Below are 21,828 nucleotides of genomic sequence, written 5' to 3' on the forward strand. Positions count from 1 at the left end.
AGTTAGATGGCGGTAGGACGTCGAAGCGATGCAGCTCTGACGGTCGAGGACCTTCCGCGCTTGGTTCGGAGCGTTGCAGCGGTCGAACCCGACCGCGTAGCGCTCGTGCACCTCGGTACGGAACTGACCTACGCCCGCCTGGACGAGGAGATCACCACCCTCGATGCGGCCATGGGCGGCGTCCTCGGCCCCGACGCGCTGGTCCCGGTCGTGCTGTCCAACACTCTCGCGGGCCTGATCGAGGCCACCGAGGGTGGTCTGGATGCCGTCGTGTCGACCGTCGTCGCGGATGCAGTGTCGGTTCTCGGCGACGACGATTCGACGTCGAGCCCGGCCGATCCCGAAGCCACCACGCTGTACACACTGTTCGCCGATCAGGCCGAGCGCACCCCGGATGCACCTGCCCTCGTTTTCGGCGACGAGACTCGAACCTATGCCGAGTTCGCCGCGTCGGTCGAGCGTCTCGCCCGAGTGCTGATCGCACGGGGCGTCGGCCCCGATTCGGCGGTGGGACTGTCGATTCGCCGATCGTTCGATCTGCTGGTGGGTATGTACGCCGTCTCCGCAGCAGGCGGAGCCTACGTTCCGTTGGACCCGGATCATCCGATCGATCGACTCGGGTACGTTCTCGACACCGCGAACCCGGTCCTGGTCCTGACGACCACGAACGACCTGCCGCAGCTGCCCGAGAGCACCGTCACCGTTCTCGTCGACGACGTCGACCTGACCGATGTGCCGGGAGGGCGGATCACCGATGCGGATCGACGCGCCGCCCTGACCGAGGACGACCTCGCCTACGTCATCTTCACGTCCGGTTCGACGGGACGTCCGAAGGGTGTGGCGGTGAGCCACCGCGCCATCGTCGCCAACATCTCCTGGCGTCAGCGCGAGTACGCGATGAGCGCTGCCGACGTCGTGTTGCAGAAGACTCCGTTCACGTTCGACGTGTCGGTGTGGGAGTTCTTCTGGCCGTTGCAGATCGGTGCCACGCTCGTGATCGCCGAGCCCGACGGACACCGCGACCCCGCCTATCTCGCCCGCATCATCGGCGAGCGCAGCGTGACCGTGACGCACTTCGTGCCGTCCATGCTCTCGGTGTACGTCGCCGAACCCACTGCTGCGCAGGCCGATTCGCTTCGGATGGTGTTCGCCTCCGGTGAGGCCCTCCCGGCGCGGACCGTCAACGCGTTCCACTCGATCTCGAACGCGGAACTGCACAACCTCTACGGGCCGACCGAAGCGGCCGTCGACGTCACGTACTACCGAACCCAGCAGGTGGAAGAGGCCTCGGTACCGATCGGCGCTGCCGTCGACGACACCGACCTCTACGTGCTCGACGAGGGTCTGCGGCGCTCACCCCGTGGAGTCGAGGGAGAGCTCTATCTCGCGGGCGTGCAGCTCGCTCGCGGATACCTCGGCCGCACCGACCTGACGGCCGATCGATTCGTGGCCGACCCGTTCGGTGAGCCGGGTGACCGCATGTACCGCACCGGCGACCTGGTGCGCCGACGCGGCGACGGCCTGATCGAGTACATCGGCCGCACCGACTTCCAGGTCAAGCTACGCGGCCTCCGCATCGAACTCGGCGAGATCGAGCAAGCGCTGCTCGCCGAGCCCGAGGTGACTCAGGCCGCTGTGCTCGTTCACGCCGACCGGTCGCAGGCACAGCTGGGCGAGCAGCTCGTCGGTTACGTCGTCAGTACCGAACCCGAGCTCGATCACGACGGCCTCGCGGACGCGGTGCGCCGTCGTATGCCCGAGTACATGGTGCCGTCGGTATTCGTCGTCCTGGACGAGTTCCCGCTCGGTGCCAGCGGAAAGCTCGACCGAAAGGCGTTGCCCGCTCCCGATTTCGCGTCGCTCGTACGCGAATACCGCGCCCCGAGCACCGACACCGAAACGGCCTTGGCGGCGATTTTCGAGACCGTGCTCGGCATCGATCGCATCGGCGTCGACGACGACTTCTTCGTCCTCGGCGGAAACTCGCTCAACGCCACCCGCGTGATCGCGCGAGTCAACGCAGAACTGGGCACCGCGGTGGATGTGCGGTCGTTCTTCGACGCACCGACCGTCGCCGAACTCGCCGCGGCAGTCGACGCCGCAGGCTCGACGCACGCGCGACCGGCGTTGGTTGCGCAGCAGCGGCCCGAACGTGTGCCGCTGTCGCTGGCCCAGCAACGGATGTGGTTCCTCAACCGATTCGAGCCGGACTCGGCTGTGAACAACATCCCGGTCGCCATCGCGTTGAGTGGTGAACTCGATTTCACGGCCCTGCAGTCGGCCTTGGTCGACGTGTTGGATCGGCACGAATCGCTGCGGACGGTCTACCCCGATCACGACGGTATCGGCTTCCAGCGAGTGCTCGAATCGGACTCGGTGGCAGTGGAATTGGAGCGAGCGACGGCCACCGGAGCCGACGTCCCCGCCGCGCTGCTCGAATTCGCGCTCAGGCCCTTCGATCTGGCGGTACAGCTGCCCTTCCGTGCGGTGCTGCTCGAGACGTCCGAGACCGAGCACGTGCTTGCGTTCGTGGTGCACCACATCGCGGCCGACGGATTCTCGATGGGCCCGCTGACGCGAGACGTGGTGGCGGCCTACGTTGCCCGCTCGAACGACCAGGCCCCTCGATGGACTCCGCTCGAGGTGCAGTACGCGGACTTCACGCTGTGGCAGAGGGCCGTCCTCGGTAGCGAGGACGATCCGGATTCGCTGATCTCGGCGCAGGAGAACTACTGGCGGCACCAGCTCGGTGGTGCTCCCGACCAATTGGAGCTACCGACCGATCGTCCTCGCCCGGCTGTCGCCACCACCAACGGCGGCACGCACACGTTCGAGATCGACGCCGACCTCGTCCGCGAGCTGGAGAAGCTCGGACGGGACCACAACGCAACGACGTTCATGGTCGTGCATGCCGCACTGGCGGTGTTGCTGGCCAAGCTCGCCGCCGCCGACGACATCAGTATCGGTACTCCGGTCGCCGGCCGTGGTGATGCGGCCCTCGACGACGTCGTCGGCATGTTCGTCAACACACTGGTGCTGCGCACCGAAGTCGATCCACGGACGTCGTTCGACGATCTGCTGCGCGAGACGCGGGAGGTGGACCTCGCCGCGTTCTCGCACGCCGAGGTGCCGTTCGAGCGTCTGGTGGACGTGTTGGCCCCGGTGCGCTCGCAGGCACGACACCCGCTGTTCCAGGTGATGTTGACGTTCCAGAACCTGGACCGAACCTCGGTGGAACTGCCCGGCTTGACCATCGCGGCGGTCGACTACGAAGCAGACCTGGCGAAGTTCGATCTGCAGGTGACGCTGTGGGATTCGGCACCGGCCGGCTCCGAGCCCGCAGGCCTGACGGTCGCCCTGACCTATGCTGCGGACCTCTTCGAGAAATCGACGATGGACCGGTTCGGTGAGCGGTTCGTTCGTGTTCTTCGTGCGGTCACCGCAGCGCCAGCCGTAGCCGTCGGAGAGATCGACCTGCTCGACTCGGTCGAGCAGAAGTCCGTGCTGGCGTTCGGTTCGGGGCAGGCGCACGAGATCCCCGGCGGAACAACGCTGGTGGATCGGTTCGACGCTCGCGTCGAGCAGACTCCCGACGCGCAGGCCCTGGTGTTCGAGGACGTTCGGCTGACGTACGCCGAGCTCGACGCGCGCGCGAACCGCCTGGCGCGGTACCTGTTGTCGGTGGGTGTCGGGACCGATTCGACGGTCGGCCTCGCGGTAGGCCGCAGCATCGAGCTGCTCGTCGGCATGTACGCGATCGTCAAGGCCGGTGCCGCGTACGTACCCATCGATCCGGCTCAGCCGGCGGAGCGCAACGAGTACATCGTGAGCACGGCCGCGCCGGTACGGGTGCTCTCGAGCACCCGAGACCACGTCGAGTTCCCAAGTGTGGAGACGGTGGACATCGACACCGTCGACGTGTCGGAATACTCGTCGGCGCCGGTGACCGATGTGGAGCGGACGGCACCGCTGCGGGCAGAGAACCTCGCATACGTCATCTTCACCTCGGGGTCGACGGGTCGGCCGAAGGGCGTCGGCGTATCGCACGCGGCGATCGTCAACCGGTTGTCGTGGATGCAGCACGAGTACCCCCTCGGTCCGCAGGACGTGGTGTTGCAGAAGACGCCGGCTACGTTCGACGTGTCGGTGTGGGAGTTCTTCTGGGCGTTCCAGATCGGCGCATCGGTGGTCGTCGCCGTTCCCGAGGGCCATCGGGATCCGTCGTACCTGCTCGATGTCATTGCACGCGAACAGGTTTCGGTGGTGCACTTCGTGCCGTCGATGATGTCGGTGTTCGCGCCGGAGGCACTGCGCAGGCCGGACGCGGGAGCGTCGCTGCGTACGGTGTTCGCCTCGGGGGAGGCGCTCGCGCCTGCCACCGCACATTCACTGCGCCGCGCACTCCCGCAGGTGTCGGTGCACAACCTGTACGGCCCGACCGAAGCTGCCGTCGACGTGACGTATCACGCGGTCACCGACGCGGACACCGCAGTGGTGCCGATCGGCTCGCCGGTGTGGAACACCGATGTGTACGTTCTCGATTCGTCCTTGCGGCCGGTTCCGGTCGGAGTGTCGGGAGAGCTCTACCTCTCGGGTGTCCAGCTCGCCAGGGGATACGTGAGCCGACCCGATCTGACCGCGGATCGCTTCGTCGCCGATCCGTTCGCAGTCGACGGTGAGCGGATGTACCGCACCGGCGACGTGGTGCGATGGCTGCCCACCGGCGAAGTGGAGTACGTGGGCCGGTCCGACTTCCAGGTGAAGCTGCGTGGCCTGCGTATCGAACTCGGCGAAATCGAATCGGCTCTGTTGGATCTGCCCGAGATCGCTCAGGCCGTGGTGCTCGTGCGACGAGAACAACTGGTCGCCTACGTCGTTCCCGCCGAAGGCTCGATCGACGTGGACCGGGTACGCACGGCACTACGTGAGCGTCTGGCCGAGTACATGGTGCCGTCCACCGTCGTGGAATTGGCGGAGTTCCCGCTCGGCGGAAGTGGCAAGCTCGATCGAAAAGCACTGCCCGATCCGGAATTCGAGGCAACACCCTACCGAGCACCGTCCGATCCGATCGAAGAGATCGTCGCAAACGTGTTCGGCGCGGTTCTCGGACTCGACCGAGTCGGTGTGGACGACGACTTCTTCGCGCTCGGCGGCAATTCGCTCGTCGCCACTCAGGTCGCCGCACGACTCGGTGCCGAACTGGGCACGACGGTGCCCGTCCGAACGATGTTCGAGGCAGGCACGGTGGCAGCCTTGGCTGCTGCGTTGGAAAGCCACGTCGGCCACGGAGCGTCCGCGCCCCTGGTGCCGCAGGAACGCCCCGAACGAATTCCGCTCTCGCTCGCCCAGCAGCGGATGTGGTTCCTCAACCGATTCGAGCCCGAATCGGCGGTCAACAACATCCCCGTGGCGATCCGGCTCACCGGAGCACTCGACACCGCGGCCCTGAACGCGGCGGTCACCGACGTTCTCGACCGGCACGAAGCACTGCGCACGGTCTACCCGAGTGTGGACGGAGCGGGGCACCAGGTAATCCTGCCTGCCGAATCGGTGGCACCGGACCTGACGCCCATCGCACCGTCCGCCGACGGAGCGGTGGCGGACGTGATCGCCTTCGCCTCCGAAGGATTCGACGTCACCCAATCGATTCCGTTGCGCGCCAGATTGTTCCGGGTCACCGACGACGAGTACGTGCTGGTCGTCGTGGTTCACCACATCAGTGCCGACGGGTGGTCCATGGGCCCGCTGACGCGCGATGTCATGACCGCGTACCTCGCTCGTGTGGCCGGCGAGGCTCCGCAGTGGACGCCCCTGTCGGTTCAGTACGCCGACTTCGCGCTGTGGCAGCGCGCCGTGCTCGGAGACGACGCGGACCCGAGCAGCCTGATGGCAGCACAGGCGAACTACTGGCGTTCCGCACTGGCGGACCTGCCCAGTGAGCTGACTCTGCCGTACGACCGGCCGCGTCCTGCGGTCCAGACCTACTCGGGCGGGCGGTTCCAGTTCGACATCGATGCGGAGCTGCGCGCCTCGCTCGACGATCTGGCCCGGTCGACCGGAACCACCCTGTTCATGGTGCTGCACGGTGCACTCGCGCTGTTCCTCGCTCGTATGTCGACGTCGGACGACGTTGCAGTGGGTACCGCCGTCGCAGGCCGCGGCGAGGCCGTCCTGGACGACGTGATCGGTATGTTCGTCAACACCCTGGTGCTCCGCACCTCGGTCGATCGAAGCAAGGGATTCACCGACCTCCTCGGCCACGTCCGGGACGTCGACCTCGATGCGTTCGCACACGCGGACATCCCCTTCGAGCGTCTCGTCGATCTGCTCGAACCCGAGCGCACGACAGCCAGGCACCCGCTGTTCCAGGTGGCGATCGCGTTCGAGAACCTCCCGCCGAGCGAATTGCACCTACCCGGACTGACGGTCTCGGCTGTGGACGTCGAGGTCGACACCGCCAAGTTCGACCTGTCGTTGACGCTGCACGAGAAGTCCGACGGCACCGGTCTGGCCGCCGGCTTCCTCTATGCGCGAGACCTGTTCGACGAGAAGACGATCGAGGTGTTCTCGCGTCGTTTCCGTTGGCTTCTCGAAGCGATCGTGGCGACACCGAACACCCCGGTGGGCGATCTGTCCATCCTCTACGACGACGAGTACGACCGGCTCACACACGTCCACGGTGACGACGTGTTGGCCGGTGGCACTCTGGCCGAGATCTTCGCTGCCGGAGCCGCACTCGACCCGTCGGCGACCGCGATCCGCTACGAGGGCCGCTCGATCTCGTACGCCGAACTCGATGCGACGTCCTCGCAGCTCGCCCGGGTGCTCATCGAGCGCGGGGCCGGCCCCGAATCCGTTGTGGCTCTTGGATTCCAGCGCTCCTACTTCATGGTGCTCGCGGTGTGGGCAGTGGCCAAATCCGGGGCTGCACACCTACCCGTCGACCCGACGTACCCGCAGGATCGCATCGCCCACATGGTCTCGGACTCCGAGGCCGTACTCGGCCTGACCACCCGGGCGCACTCGGATCGGCTCGCCGACGGACAGCAGGATCTGCTCTGGCTGAGCGTCGACGACGAGGAGTTCGTGGCCGAGGTCCGCACCGGCTCTGCCGAGCCGGTCACCGACGCCGACCGCCTGCGACCCGTCACGTTCCAGAACCCGGCCTACGTCATCTACACCTCGGGCTCGACCGGCAAGCCGAAGGGCGTCGTCGTCACGCACGCCGGACTCGGCGGTGTTCTCGACGCAGCAACCGACCTGTACCACCTGAAACCGGCCTCGAGGTTCTTGCACGTCTGCTCGCCCAACTTCGATCCTTCGGTCCTGGAGTGGATGGCGGCGTTCTCCGTCGGCGCGACGTTGGTGGTCGTACCGGCATCGATTCTCGGCGGCACCGAGTTGTCCGAATTGTTGAAGGCGGAGAGGGTCACTCACACGATCATCACGCCCGCGGTGCTCGGCACGATGAGTCCCGACGGGATCGATTCGCTCGAGGTGCTCTCGGTCGGCGGCGACGTGACCACTCCCGAATTGCTCGCCCGGTGGGCAGGGGACCGGAAGTACTTCAACGGGTACGGACCGACCGAGACCACGATCATCTCCAGCTTCGCCGAGTTGACGCCCGGCGAGCCGATCACCATCGGTCGACCGATTCACGGCATGTCCGTGCTGATCCTCGATTCCCGTCTCGAACCCGTTCCGACCGGTGTCGCGGGTGACCTCTACCTGTCGGGCGGTGCGCTCGCTCGCGGTTATCTCGGTAGGCCCGGTCTGTCTTCCGAGCGCTTCGTGGCCAACCCGTACGGCATCGACGGCGCACGGATGTATCGCACCGGCGACGTGGTGCGGTGGACCGACGACCTGCAGCTGCAGTTCGTCGGACGCACCGACTTCCAGGTCAAGGTGCGCGGCTTCCGTATCGAGCTCGGCGAGATCGATTCCGCGCTCACCGCCGTTCCCGAGGTCGACTTCGCCGTCACACTCGGTCACGAACTGCCGTCGGGCGTCACGGCCCTCGTGTCGTACGTTCTGCCGACGCGCGGGTCCGTCGTCGACGTCGACGAGTTGACCGCCTTCGTCGGAAAATCACTGCCGGCCTACATGATTCCGTCGTCGATCATCGTGCTCGACACCGTTCCACTGACCCCTGTCGGCAAGTTGGATCGCGCCGCACTTCCCGCACCCGTGTTCGAGGCCCGTGAATTCCGAGCACCCACAACCGCGGTCGAGGAGATCGTTGCCGGAGTGTTCGCCGACGTCCTGCACATCGATCGAGTGGGATTGGACGACGACTTCTTCGCCCTGGGCGGTAACTCGTTGATCGCCACCCAGGTGGTCTCGCGACTCGGCGCGGCCCTGGACACCGTCGTGCCGGTGCGCGCGCTGTTCGAGAGCTCGACCGTCGCCGCGCTGGTGGCGCACGTGGAGAGCGCTGTCGGTTCGGGCGGTCGAGCTGCACTCGTGGCGGGTCCGCGTCCCGAGCGCCCACCGCTCTCGCCGGCGCAGCAGCGGTACTGGTTCCTCAACCAGTTCGACACGACGTCGTCGGTGGACAACATTCCGTTCGCTGTGCGGTTGTCCGGCGAGCTCGACGTCGCTGCGCTGCAGTCCGCGGTAGGCGACGTCGTCGAACGCCACGAGTCTCTTCGTACCCGGTACCCGGACTCGGCGCAGGGCCCGTTCCAGCAGGTGCTCTCGGCGTCCGAGGTGCCGATGGACCTCGCCGTCCGCGACGTGGCCGGTGCGAATGTCGTTGCGGCTGTTACCGAGTTCTTCGGGCGCGGCTTCGATGTCACCGTCGAGGTGCCGGTCGACGCGCGTGTGTTCCGCGTGGGTGAGAACGAGCACGTCCTGGCCTTCGTCGTACACCACGTGTCGGCCGACGGTGCGTCGATGGGCCCGCTGGCCGTCGACGTCATGACCGCGTACACCGCGAGATCTGCAGGGGCGGCCCCGGACTGGGAGCCGCTCGAGGTGCAGTACGTCGACTTCGCGTTGTGGCAGCGAACCGTGCTCGGTACCGAATCGGATCCTGATTCCGTTGCAGCGCAGCAGGTGTCGTTCTGGAAAGATGCGCTCGCCGAGCTCCCGGATCAACTGGTACTGCCGACCGACCGCCCGCGCCCGCCTGCGCAGAGTTTCCGCGGCGATGCGGTGCGGTTCACCGTCGACGCAGGCACGCACGCCGCTCTCGCCGAGCTCGGACGTACCGAGCAGGCAACGTTGTTCATGGTGGTGCACTCGGCATTCGCGGTGTTGCTCGCACGCCTGTCCGGTTCCGAGGACATCGCCGTCGGAACGCCCATCGCCGGCCGCGGCGAGCGGGCTCTCGATTCGATGATCGGGATGTTCGTCAACACTCTCGTCTTCCGGTCGACCGTCGAATCGTCGATGACCTTCCGTCAGTTGCTCGCTCAGGCCCGTGAGCGGGACTTGGCCGCGTTCGCGCACTCCGACGTTCCGTTCGAGCGTCTCGTGGAGGTGCTGAACCCGGTGCGGTCGACGGCACGCAACCCCCTGTTCCAGGTGGGCCTGTCCTTCCAGAACCTCGCCGAGTCGACGTTCGAGCTGCCGGGTCTGACGGTGAGTGCCGTCGAGGCGGATGCTGTGACGGCCAAGACCGATCTGCAGCTGTCCATCTCGGATCGTTACGACGCGGACGGCTCGCCTGCGGAACTGTCGGCCGAATTCGGTTACGCCACCGATCTCTTCGATCGCGCCACGGTCGAAGCCTTTGCCGACCGGTTCGTTCGCCTCCTCGCCGCAGTGGCCCAGGACCCCTCGGCCGTCATCGGCGATCTCGCTCTGCTCTCGCCCGAGGAGCACACCCGGATCGTGCGCACGTGGAACGACACCGATCACGATGTCGATTCGTCGCAGACCCTGGTATCGCTGTTCGACCGACAGGTGCAGGCGCAGCCCGACGCGATCGCGGTGGTCCATGCGGGAGAATCGCTGTCGTACGCCGAGTTCGATCGTCGAATCAACCGGTTGGCTCGCGTCCTGATCGGTGCAGGCGTCGGTCCGCAGGTGACGGTTGCCCTGGCGATCAGGCGCTCGGTGGATCTGCTCGTGGCGATGTACGCCGTCGCCAAGGCAGGCGGGGCGTACGTACCCATCGACCCGGATCAGCCGGCGGACCGCAATGCCTACATTCTCGAGGTAGCCGCTCCCGCTCTGGTGTTGAGCACTGCGCGTGACGATGTCGACTTCGAGTCGATTCCGGTTCTGCTCGTCGACACCGATCCTCGACTGCTGGGTGCAGAGGTCTCGGACGCGCCCGTCACCGACAGCGAGCGCACCTCGCCGCTGCGGCCCGCGAACACCGCGTACGTCATCTTCACGTCCGGATCCACCGGCCGTCCCAAGGGCGTCGCGGTCGGTCATGCCGCCATCGTCAACCAGCTGCTCTGGCAGAGCGCCCATTACGGGCTGGGCACCACGGACCGGGTACTGCTCAAGACTGCCGCCACCTTCGATCTGTCCGTGTGGGAATTCTGGGTCGCCACCGTCTCCGGTGGTGCGATCGTGGTCGCCGACGCCGAGGGCCACCGCGATCCCGCCTACCTCGTCGATCTGATGAACCGGGAATCGGTGACGACACTGCACACCGTGCCGTCCGTTCTCGACGCGTTGGTCACCGCGTCGGCGGGAGTCCTACCGCGGCATCTGACACGGATCCTGGCGATCGGCGAGGCGCTGCCCGTCGCGACGGCCGAGCGCACACTGCGCAGTTCTGCTGCGCGACTGGACAACTTGTACGGACCGACCGAGGCAGCGGTGTCGGTGACCGCGCATCGAGTGGCGACCGTCGACGGCACCACGGTTCCCATCGGTGGCCCGGAGTGGAATACCCGTGTCTACGTTCTGGATTCGCGTCTGGCTCCCGTTCCGGCCGGCGTCGCCGGCGAGCTCTACCTCGCGGGTGCGCAGCTGGCCGACGGGTACTTCGCGCGGCCGGATCTGAGCGCCGAGCGTTTCGTCGCGGACCCGTTCACCCCCGGCGGCCGCCTGTACCGGACCGGTGACCTCGTCTCCTGGCGCGCCGACGGCGAACTGGAGTACGTCGGCCGTACCGACTTCCAGGTGAAGATTCGCGGTTTCCGTATCGAACTCGGCGACATCGATGCCGCTCTCGGATCGCTCGACGAGATCCGTGACGTCGCCGTGATCGCTCTCGCTGACACGGGATCGGGCGCACGGCTGGTGGCCTACCTCGTGCCCGCCATCGGGGTGACACTGGATCAGGACGGCATCCGCCGGACACTCGCCGAACGTCTGCCGTCGTACATGATCCCGTCGGCCTTCGTCGTGCTCGACGCTCTCCCGCGAGGCGTCAACGGCAAGCTGGATCGACAGGCGCTCCCCGAACCACAGTTCGAGACAGCCGAGTTCCGCGCACCGACCAACCCGGTGGAAGAGACCGTCGCGGCGGTCTTCGCCGAGGTACTCGCTGTGGAGCGCGTGGGTCTGGACGACGACTTCTTCGCGCTCGGCGGTAACTCGTTGATCGCCACCCAGGTGGTCTCCCGGCTGGGGGCGGCGCTCGATACGCAGGTGCCGGTCCGCTCGATCTTCGAGTCGCCGACGGTGCAGTCGCTCGCACGCGCGATCGAGTCCGAGGTGGGTACCGGCGCGCGCCGGGCACTGACGGCTCGAACACGACCGGACTCGGTGCCGCTGTCGATGGCTCAGCAGCGCATGTGGTTCCTGAGCCAATTCGATCCGACCTCCGCCGTGAACAACATCCCGGTCGCGATTCGATTGTCCGGCAGCGTCGATGTCGATGCACTCACCAACGCCGTGCACGACGTGCTGGCGCGGCACGAAATTCTGCGCACCGTGTACCCGGAGGTCGACGGACGAGGCCATCAGGTGGTGCTCGGTACCGCGGAGGCCGGCGTGACGGTCGTCGTCGACGACGTGGACGAGAGTTCGATCGAGCAGGCCCTGCGCGACTTCGTTTCCGCGGGATTCGATGTGACCCGAGCTGTTCCGGTGCGAATCCGGATCCTGCGGGTGAGCGAGACCGAGCACGTATTGGCGTTCGTCGCCCACCACATCGCCGCTGATGGGTTCTCGATGGGACCCCTGACGCGCGACGTCATGGTGGCCTACACCGCCCGTGCCGCGGGGGAGAGCCCGCAGTGGGCACCACTTCCGGTGCAGTACGCGGACTACGCGTTGTGGCAACGCGAGGTGCTCGGTTCCGAGGACGACCCTGATTCGCCGTTGGCGAAGCAGCTCGCCTACTGGACGTCGGCTCTGGCCGGTGCCCCGGCGCAGCTCGATCTCGCGACCGACCGACCGCGCCCGGCGGTGGCGTCGTATCGCGGTGCGGCATACAACTTCTCGATCGACGAGGCTCTTCAGTCGAACATCGCTCGGGCCGCCCGAGCAGGAAACGCCACGAACTTCATGGTGGTGCACACCGCGCTCGCGGTGCTCCTCGGCGCGATGGCGGGAACCGACGACGTGACGATCGGCACCCCGGTCGCAGGTCGCGGTGACGCGGATCTGGACGAGCTCGTCGGCATGTTCGTCAACACGCTCGCCCTCCGTACCGCGATGAACCCCGCGGCAACGTTGCGCGAGCAGCTCGCCGCAGTTCGTGAGGCCGACCTGGGTGCCTTCGGGCACGCCGACGTGCCGTTCGAGCGGCTCGTCGACGAGCTGGCCCCGGACCGCTCTCAGGCTCGTCACCCGATCTTCCAGGTCATGTTGACGTTCCAGAACCTGAATCGTCAGACGTTGGCCCTGCCCGGGCTGAGCGTCGAGGGAATCGATCTCGGTAGCGCGTTCGCGAAGTTCGACCTGCAGGTGACACTGTGGGAGAACACCGACGAGCACGGTGCTGCGGCCGGCATCGACGTGCAATTCGACTACGCCACCGATCTTTTCGACGAGTCCAGCATGGCGTCTCTCGGGCGACGGCTCGTGCGGGTGCTGCACGCGCTCACCGACGCACCGGACGGAGTCGTCGGCGACATCGACATCCTCGAGGAAGGCGAACGTACCCGCGTCCTCGAGGAATGGAACGCGACCGCGCACGAGGTGGATCCCGGCGCAACTCTGGTGTCGCTGTTCGAGACCCGAGTTGCGGCGTCACCGGAGAACATCGCCACGAGCTTCGCCGACGATCGAGTGACCTACCGCGAGTTCTCCGAGCGGGTCAACGCGCTCGCGCGCCTGCTCATCGCCGAGGGAGTCGGCCCGGAAACTGTGGTGGCCACGGCCATGCGCCGCTCGATCGACATGCTGACGGGCATCTACGCCGTGCTCGCCGCCGGTGGTGCCTACGTCCCGATCGACCCGGACCTTCCGGCCGAACGAATCGGCTACATCCTGGACACGGCGGCACCGGTGGTGCTGCTCACGACCGAGCACGACGGCGCAGGTCTCGTCACCGACGCCGCCACGATCCTGGTCGACACCGTCGACACGACAGGTCTGTCCACGGCACCGGTGACCGATGCCGAGCGAACCGCACCGCTGCGACCGGCGGACACCGCGTACGTCATCTTCACCTCCGGCTCCACCGGCCGTCCCAAAGGCGTTGCGGTCAGCCACGAGGCCATCGTCAACCGCCTGCTGTGGATGCAGGACGAGTACCGTCTCACCGACCAGGACAAGGTCCTGCAGAAGACTCCGGTCACGTTCGACGTATCGGTCTGGGAACTGTTCTGGCCGTTGCAGATCGGCGCCGAACTCGTCATCGCAGTGCCCGACGGCCACCGAGACCCGGCATACCTGGTGAGCACCGTCGCCGAACGCGGCATCACGGTCGCGCACTTCGTCCCGTCGCTGCTGGCCGTGTTCGCCGCCGCGGACGGTGTCTCGAGCTGCACCGGCCTGCGTGCGGTCTTCGCCTCGGGCGAGGCGCTGCCTGCATCGGTTGCCTCCGCCCTGCGCGCTGCACTGCCTGCCACCGAACTGCACAACCTGTACGGCCCGACCGAGGCGGCGGTCGACGTCACCTATCACCGAGTCCTGCCGTCGGACACCGTGTCGGTTCCCATCGGTGCACCGGTCTGGAACACCCGAGTCACCGTGCTCGATGCACGCCTGCACCCGGTCCCGGTCGGGGTACCCGGGGAGCTGTATCTCGCCGGGCGGCAACTGGCCCGCGGATACCTCGGCCGTCCGGACCTCACCGCCGACCGGTTCGTCGCCGACCCGCACGGCAGTGTCGGCTCGCGGATGTACCGCACCGGCGACCTGGTTCGCTGGAACGCAGACGGCGAACTCGAGTACCTCGGCCGCACCGACTTCCAGGTCAAACTCCGAGGCCTGCGGATCGAGCTCGGCGAAATCGAAGCCGCGTTGACTGCCGACCCGTCGGTCGACCAGGCCGTGGTTCTCGTCCGCCGGACCCCGTCGGCAGGTGAACTACTGGTCGGGTACGTCGTTCCTGTCTCCGGGGAGACGATCGACACCGCTGCGGTCACCACCTCGGTCGCCACCCTGGTTCCGGAATACATGGTTCCGGCCGGGCTCATCGTGCTCGATGCCCTCCCACTCGGGCCGAACGGCAAGCTGGACCGCAGAGCACTACCCGAACCGGAATTCGGGAGCGATGCCGAATTCCGTACGGCGACAACCGACACCGAACGCGTCATTGCCGAGGTCTTCGCGGACGTGCTCGGCCTCGACACCGTCGGCGTCGACGATTCGTTCTTCGCGCTCGGCGGCGACAGCATCGTCTCGATTCAGCTCGTCTCTCGCGCGAAGGCCAGGGGAATTCAGTTCGGGCCGCGAGATGTGTTCGAGCGCAAGACTGTTGCCGGTCTCGCCGAGGTCGCCGTGATCGTCGGTGAGGGCGCTGACGCGGCCGTGCTCGAAGAACTCGACGGCGGCGGCGTCGGCTGGATGCCGCTACCTCCGTTCGGTGTGGCGATGATCGAGCGCGGCGGCGGATGGTCACGCTTCCATCAGGCCGTCACACTGGAGCTGCCGCTCGGTATCGACCGAGCCGGGATTCTCGCCACGGTGACCGCAGTGGTCGATCGACACGACGTGCTGCGGTCGACCCTGGTGCGCGACGACCGCGGCTGGGGTCTCGATGTTGCGGGCACCGGTACCGTCGACGTGGATGCACTGCTCACCCGGGCCGATACCGGCTCGGCTGCGTCATCGTTCGACGATGCAGTCGGAACGCTCGACCCCACGGCCGGGCGCATGCTCGCCCTCGTCTGGGTCGATCGAGGACCCGAGGAAGCGGGCACGCTGACCGTCGCGGCGCACCACCTCGTGATCGACGGAGTGTCGTGGCGAATTCTGGTTCCCGACTTCGTCTCCGCCTGGGCTCAGGTGTCCGCGGGAGTGGACCCGAGCCTCCCCGAGGTCGGAACCTCGATGCGGCGGTGGACGCATGCACTGGTCGACGCGGCAGCGAGCGAGGCCCGGCTGGCCGAGTTGCCGCTGTGGCGCTCGATCGCCGACACCGAGGATCCCGTGCTGGGCGACCGGCCCTTCGATCCCGCCGTCGACGTCGTGGCGACGCTCGAACGGGTGAACATCGAACTGGCACCCGACGTCACGCGCACCTTGCTGACCACCGTTCCGGAGATCTTCCGCGGTGGTGTCGGCGACGGGTTGCTGGCCGGGCTCGCTCTGGCCGTCACGAGACTACGGTCGGAGAGCGGCGTCACCGCACCGGCAACGCTGGTGCAGCTCGAAGGCCACGGCCGCGAGGAAGCGGTGGTTCCCGGAGCGGATCTGGGACGCACCGTCGGCTGGCTGACCAGCCTGTTCCCCGTCCGCCTCGACCTGACCGGAATCGATGTCCAGGCTGCGTTCGCGGGAGGGTCGCAGCTCGGCGATGCCGTCAAGGCCGTCAAGGAACAGATGCTGGCGCTGCCCGATCGAGGCATGGGCTGGGGACTGCTCCGTTACCTGAACTCCGAGACCGCTGCGGAATTGGCGGAACTCGGGACCGGACAGATCAGCTTCAACTACCTGGGTCGGGTCGACACCGGCGAGGTCCCGGACGAGATGAAGGCGCTCGGCTGGTTGCCGGCCGCCGACGGTGAGCTCTCCGCGCCCGGCGACGCCGACATGGCCGCGAACAAGACGATCGACATCAACGCGATCGTGCTGGACACCGACGAGGGTGGGGTCCTGAGTGCGTCCTTCGCATTCCCGACCGGAGCCGTGTCCGCGGACACGGTCGAGCGTCTCGCCGGGCTGTGGTCCGACGCGTTGTCGGCGCTGGCCACGTACGCCGAGGCACCCGGCTCGGGTGGCCTGACCCCGTCGGACGTTCCGCTGGTGCGGCTCTCACAGCCCGACATCTCGTCGTTCGAGGCGCGGTACCCGGATCTGGCGGACATCTGGTCGCTGTCGCCGCTGCAGCAGGGACTGCTCTTCCACGCGTTGTTCGCCGATGCGTCGATCGACGTCTACACCATGCAGGTCGTACTCGATCTGGCCGGCGAGGTGGACGCCGAACGGTTGCATCGCGCTGCGCAGACGCTGCTGGACCGGTACGACAATCTGCGTACGTCGTTCACCGCGACCGCGGACGGCGAGACGGTGCAGATCGTTCAGCAGAACGTTCGGCTGCCGTGGAACACGATCGATCTGTCTCATCTGGACGGGCTCGAACGCGACGCTGCCGTCGCCGACGCACTGGCCGCGGATCAGCGACGGCACTTCGACGTCTCCACGGCACCCCTGCTGCGGTTCCTGCTCGTGAGGATCACGCCGACCACGTACAAGCTCACGATGACCAACCATCACGTGTTGCTCGACGGGTGGTCGTTGCCGCTGGTGATGAAGGAACTGTTGTACCTGTACGCGGCGCAGAGCTCGACGGCGGCGCTGCCTCGGGTGCGGTCGTATCGCTCGTACCTGGCGTGGCTCGATCGACAGGACCCGGCCGTGTCTCTGAGCGCGTGGACTCGGGCACTGGACGGTGTCGAGGAATCGACCTTCGTCGCACCGCCGAGTGTCGGACGAGAGATCTCCGCACGCTCGGCCGAGACGGAGCGATTCGTCGATGCCGAGACCACCGCGTCGCTCGTTGCGCTCGGTGGCAGACTCGGCGTCACCGTCAACACGCTGGTGCAAGCGGCATACGGACTGTTGATCGCACACATCACCGGCCGCACCGATGTCGTGTTCGGTGCCACGGTCTCCGGTCGTCCCGCTGCTCTTCCCGGCGTCGAGTCGATGATCGGGCTGTTCATCAACACCATCCCGGTGCGGGTGCGCTTCGATCCCGCCGACACGGTGGAGAACTACCTGGTCCGGATCCAGGGTGAACAAGCAGATCTTCTCGACCATCACCACATGGGGCTGGTCGACATCCAGCGGGCGATCGGCGTCGGGAATCTGTTCGACACCCTGACCATCTTCGAGTCCTACCCGGTGGACGAAGCGCAACTGACGCAACAGGCTGCGGCCATCGACGGCATGACCGTCGAGGGCGTGAGCTCCAACGACAACACCCACTATCCGCTGACGTTGCTCGTCGTGGCCGAGGACCGAATCTCGTTCACGCTCAAGTACATCAGCGATCTGTTCGACGCTGCTTACGTGGAATCGATACTGTCCCGGCTCGTCGGTGTTCTCGAGACCTTCGTCTCCGACACCGCGGCGGCGGTCGGCGATATCGATCTGCTCGGCTCGGACGAACGAACTCGAGTGATCGACACCTGGAACGACACTGCGCACGAGGTCGACGCCGGCATCATGTTGACCGCGCCGTTCAGGGCTCGGGTTGCGGCGAACCCGGACGCCACGGCCGTGCTGTACGAGGGCACCGCAGTGACCTACGCCGAGTTCTCGGAGCGGGTCAATCGTCTTGCCAGAAAACTGATTTCGCTCGGCGTCGGCCCGCAGTCGCTCGTCGCTCTCGGCATGAGGCGAGGCATCGACCTGATGGTCGGCATGTACGCCGTCCTCGAAGCCGGCGGCGCATACGTACCCATCGATCCGGACCACCCGGCCGAGCGCATCGAGTACATCCTCGACACCGCGGTGCCAGTCGCCGTTCTCTCGACCAGCCACGATCGGACGGGACTGCCGGAACGGTTCCCGATTCTCGAACTGGACACCCTCGATCTCGCGTCCTACCCGGCAGACACCGTGGCCGACGCCGACCGACTGGCACCGGTACGCCCGGAGAACACCGCCTACGTCATCTTCACGTCCGGGTCGACCGGGCGACCCAAGGGCGTCGCGGTGCCGCACCGCGCGATCGTCAACGAGATGGCGTGGATGATCGACCAGTACTCGCTCGACGAGAACGACGTCTACCTGCAGAAGACGGCGACGACGTTCGACGTGTCACTGTGGGGCTTCTTCCTCCCACTCCAGGTCGGTGCGAGCGTCGTTCTCGCGACCCCGGACGGCCACCGCGACCCGGCGTACGTCGCGGAGCGCATCGCCCGGCACGGCGTCACCGTCACGGACTTCGTGCCGTCGATGCTCACGGTGTTCGCCGCGTACGCCACCGAGGAGCAGTGCCGGTCGTTGAGACACGTCTACGTGGTGGGTGAGGCACTGCCCCCGGAGACGGTGAAGGACTTCCGCGCGATCACCTCTGCCGGGATCCACAACCTGTACGGCCCCACCGAAGCCGCAGTGACTGTGACGTACTGGGAGACGTCTGCCGACGAGGGCGCGACCGTCCCGATCGGTGCGCCGGAATGGAACACCCAGGCCTACGTTCTCGACGGCAGGCTGCATCCGGTTGCCGCAGGGACCGCGGGTGAGCTGTATCTGGCGGGGACGCAGCTCGCCGACGGATACCTCGGGCGGGTCGACCTGACGATGGACCGCTTCGTCGCGAACCCGTTCTCGGCTGCCGGCGAGCGCATGTATCGCACCGGAGACCTTGTCCGATGGCGATCGGGGCCGGGCGCTGCAGGAGTCCTGGAGTACATCGGGCGCACCGACTTCCAGGTCAAGTTCCGTGGCCAGCGGATCGAGCTCGGTGAGATCGAGACCGCACTGTTGGCCCATCCCGATGTCAACCAGGCCACGGCCGTGGTGGCGACCACCGGTGCCGGCGACCAGCTCGTCGGATATGTAGTGCCTGCGCCGGGTAGAACGCTGGACCCGGCCGAGGTACGCACCTTCGTCGGCGGCGCGCTGCCGAAGTACATGGTGCCGGCGACGGTGATGGTGCTCGCGGAATTCCCGCTGAACACCAGCGGCAAGCTGGATCGAAAGGCACTGCCGGAGCCGGTGTTCGAGGTTCGCGAGTTCCGTGCTCCCGCAACGCCGGTCGAGGAGGTCGTGGCGGAGATCTACGCGGAGCTGCTCGGCGTGCAGCGGGTCGGATCGGACGACGACTTCTTCGATCTCGGTGGTAACTCGCTGATCGCCACGCGAGTGGCGGCACGGGTGTCGGCTGCGCTCGGGAAGAAGGTCGGTGTCCGAGACCTGTTCGAGGCCTCGACGGTCTCGGCACTCGCCGCGCGCGCCGAATCACGCATCGACGACGCGAACGGTGTGCCGCTGCGTCGCCGACCGGCCGGACAGACCGTTCCGTTGTCGCTCGCGCAACAGCGCATGTGGGTACTGAACCGACTCGACCCCGAGTCCGGGGCCTACAACATGCCGCTGGCGCTCCGTCTGCGAGGCGAGCTGGATGTCGCGGCACTGCAGAGCGCCGTGTCCAGCACCGTGGAACGCCACGAGGCACTGCGCACGCGCTACCCGGAAGATGCGAGCGGTTCGCCGTACCAGGAGTTCGTCGACGCCGGATCGGTCGTACCCGATCTGACTCCGATCGACGCGACCGACGACTCCGACACCGCCGAACGGATTCGCGCACTCGTCCACGAGGGCTTCGACGTCACCGTCGCACCCCCGGTCCGGGGAGCACTGTTCCGCTTCGACCCGGACGAGTACGTCTTCGTCATCGTGATGCACCACATCAGCGGAGACGGCGCATCGATGGCACCGCTGGCCCGTGACGTCATGACTGCGTACCTCGCTGCGGCGTCGGGAACCGACTACACGCCCGAACCGCTGACGGTGCAGTACGCGGACTTCGCGGTATGGCAGCGGCAGGTGCTGGGCTCGGACAGCGACCCCACGTCGATTCTGTCGCAGCAGTTGGCCTTCTGGGCGGACGAGCTCAGCGGGATCACCCCGGTCGTGTCGTTGCCGTGGGATCGGCCGCGGGCGGCTACCGCCAACCTGCGCGGAGCCAGTGTGAGTGTCGAGCTGGACGAGTCGGTACACACCGGGCTCGCCGCGATCGCGCGCGAGAACAACGCGACTCTGTTCATGGTGTTGCACGCGGTCCTCGGGGTGCTGTTGTCGCGGATGAGCGGCTCTCGCAGCTTCGCCGTCGGCACGCCCATCGCCGGGCGCGGGCACGAGGCGCTCGACGGACTGGTGGGCATGTTCGTCAACACGCTGGCGCTGCGGACGGACGTGGACCCGGATTCGACGTTCGCAGAGCTGCTGACCGCTCTACGCGAGACCGACCTGCGAGCCTTCGCGAATTCGGACGTCCCGTTCGAGCGGGTCGTCGACACCATCGCACCGGACCGGAACGCCGGGTACACCCCGCTGTTCCAGACGGTGCTGTCGGTGGAGCCCCACGGCGAGGCGCGCTTCGAGCTGCCGAACCTGGTGGTCGAACCCGTCAGCGGCTTCGAGCCGACGGCGAAATTCGACCTGCAGGTCACGGTGGAGACCCAGCACGCCGACGGGAACAGCGGCACCGGAACCCTGAACGTCGAATGGGTGTATGCCGCCGATCTGTTCGACGAGTCCACGGTCGCGTCGCTGGCGGAACGATTTGCACGCATCGCGGGTGCTGTGGCGGCAACACCAGCGGTCGTCGTCGGCGACATCGACGTGCTCGACGCCTCCGAGCGGGCGGCACTGACCGAGACCCCGCAGACCGCTGACTCCACTGCGGCACCGGCACGGTCGGACCTGACCTTGCCGCAGGTACTCACCTCGACGGTGGACGCAGATCCCGATGCGCCCGCGTTGTCGTCGGACGGAGTCGAGACCACCTACCGTGAGCTCGACGAGCAGTCCTCACGTATGGCTCGGGTACTGATCGAACGTGGCGTCCGAACCGGAGTCGTCGTCGGCGTCACTGTCACCGACGCTGTTGCGGCAGTCGTGACGCGGTGGGCGGTGGCGAAGGCAGGCGGAGCCGTGGCTCCGATTGCCACGTCGAACTCCTCCGACGTTCTGGAGCGGGCGGGCGCATCCGTCCTCGTCCTCGACGGTGACGACGCGCCGAGCCGGGCCGGGTCCGTCACGACCATTCACCTCGGGCAACCGGACGTCGTCGACGCCATTGCCGCGAGTTCCGCGCGGCCGGTGACGTATTCGGACAGAACGGCGGTTCTGGGACCGGACAGCCCGGCGTTGGTCGTGGACGAAGGCGGCACCGTCATAGATCATGGAACGCTCGCTGCGCTGGCGACGAATGCGGTGAGCGACTGGTCCGTGGCCTACGATTCACGGCTGGCCGTTCCCACCCGGTTCGACACCGCTGCAGCAGTTCTGGCCGGCGTGATCGCTGCGGCGGCAGGTGCAGCTCTGGTGATCGACCGGGCGGAATCGGCAGAGGACGCCGCCGACCTCGTGTCGGCCGAGTGGGTGACCCATGCGTTCCTCACCGCCGCAGACATCGTCGGGGTCGATCGACTGCAGCCCGAGGACACCGAGGCCCTCGTTGCGATCGTGTCGGTCGACGGTGACGGTGCCGAGATGAGCGGTGTCGACATTCCGGTGCATCGTCTGCCCGGGTCGATAGGAACCGTCGACCGATAGGGTGAGGCGAACTGCAACGCTCGCCGCGTCGTGGACGATGAACGGTCGTATCGGCCGACGCGTCGT

At 67.0% G+C, this 21,828-nt stretch carries 1 protein-coding gene; it reads left to right on the top strand.

Features of this window, described 5'->3' with window-relative positions; translation table 11 throughout:
* Positions 1 to 6: 6 nt before the first annotated feature.
* Positions 7 to 21,762: a non-ribosomal peptide synthetase gene (locus tag CH271_RS11625; RefSeq protein WP_094633682.1), complete on the top strand. Its 21,756-nt coding sequence runs from the start codon at positions 7 to 9 to the stop codon at positions 21,760 to 21,762.
* The last annotated feature ends 66 nt before the right edge of the window (positions 21,763 to 21,828 follow it).

It is taken from the genome of Rhodococcus sp. 05-340-2, from assembly GCF_002258915.1.
In the GTDB taxonomy this organism is placed as follows: domain Bacteria; phylum Actinomycetota; class Actinomycetes; order Mycobacteriales; family Mycobacteriaceae; genus Rhodococcoides.

Bases quoted from the DNA above. Each gene is read 5' to 3' on its own strand.
- CH271_RS11625 (WP_094633682.1), top strand. From the start codon at position 7: ATGGCGGTAGGACGTCGAAGCGATGCAGCTCTGACGGTCGAGGACCTT.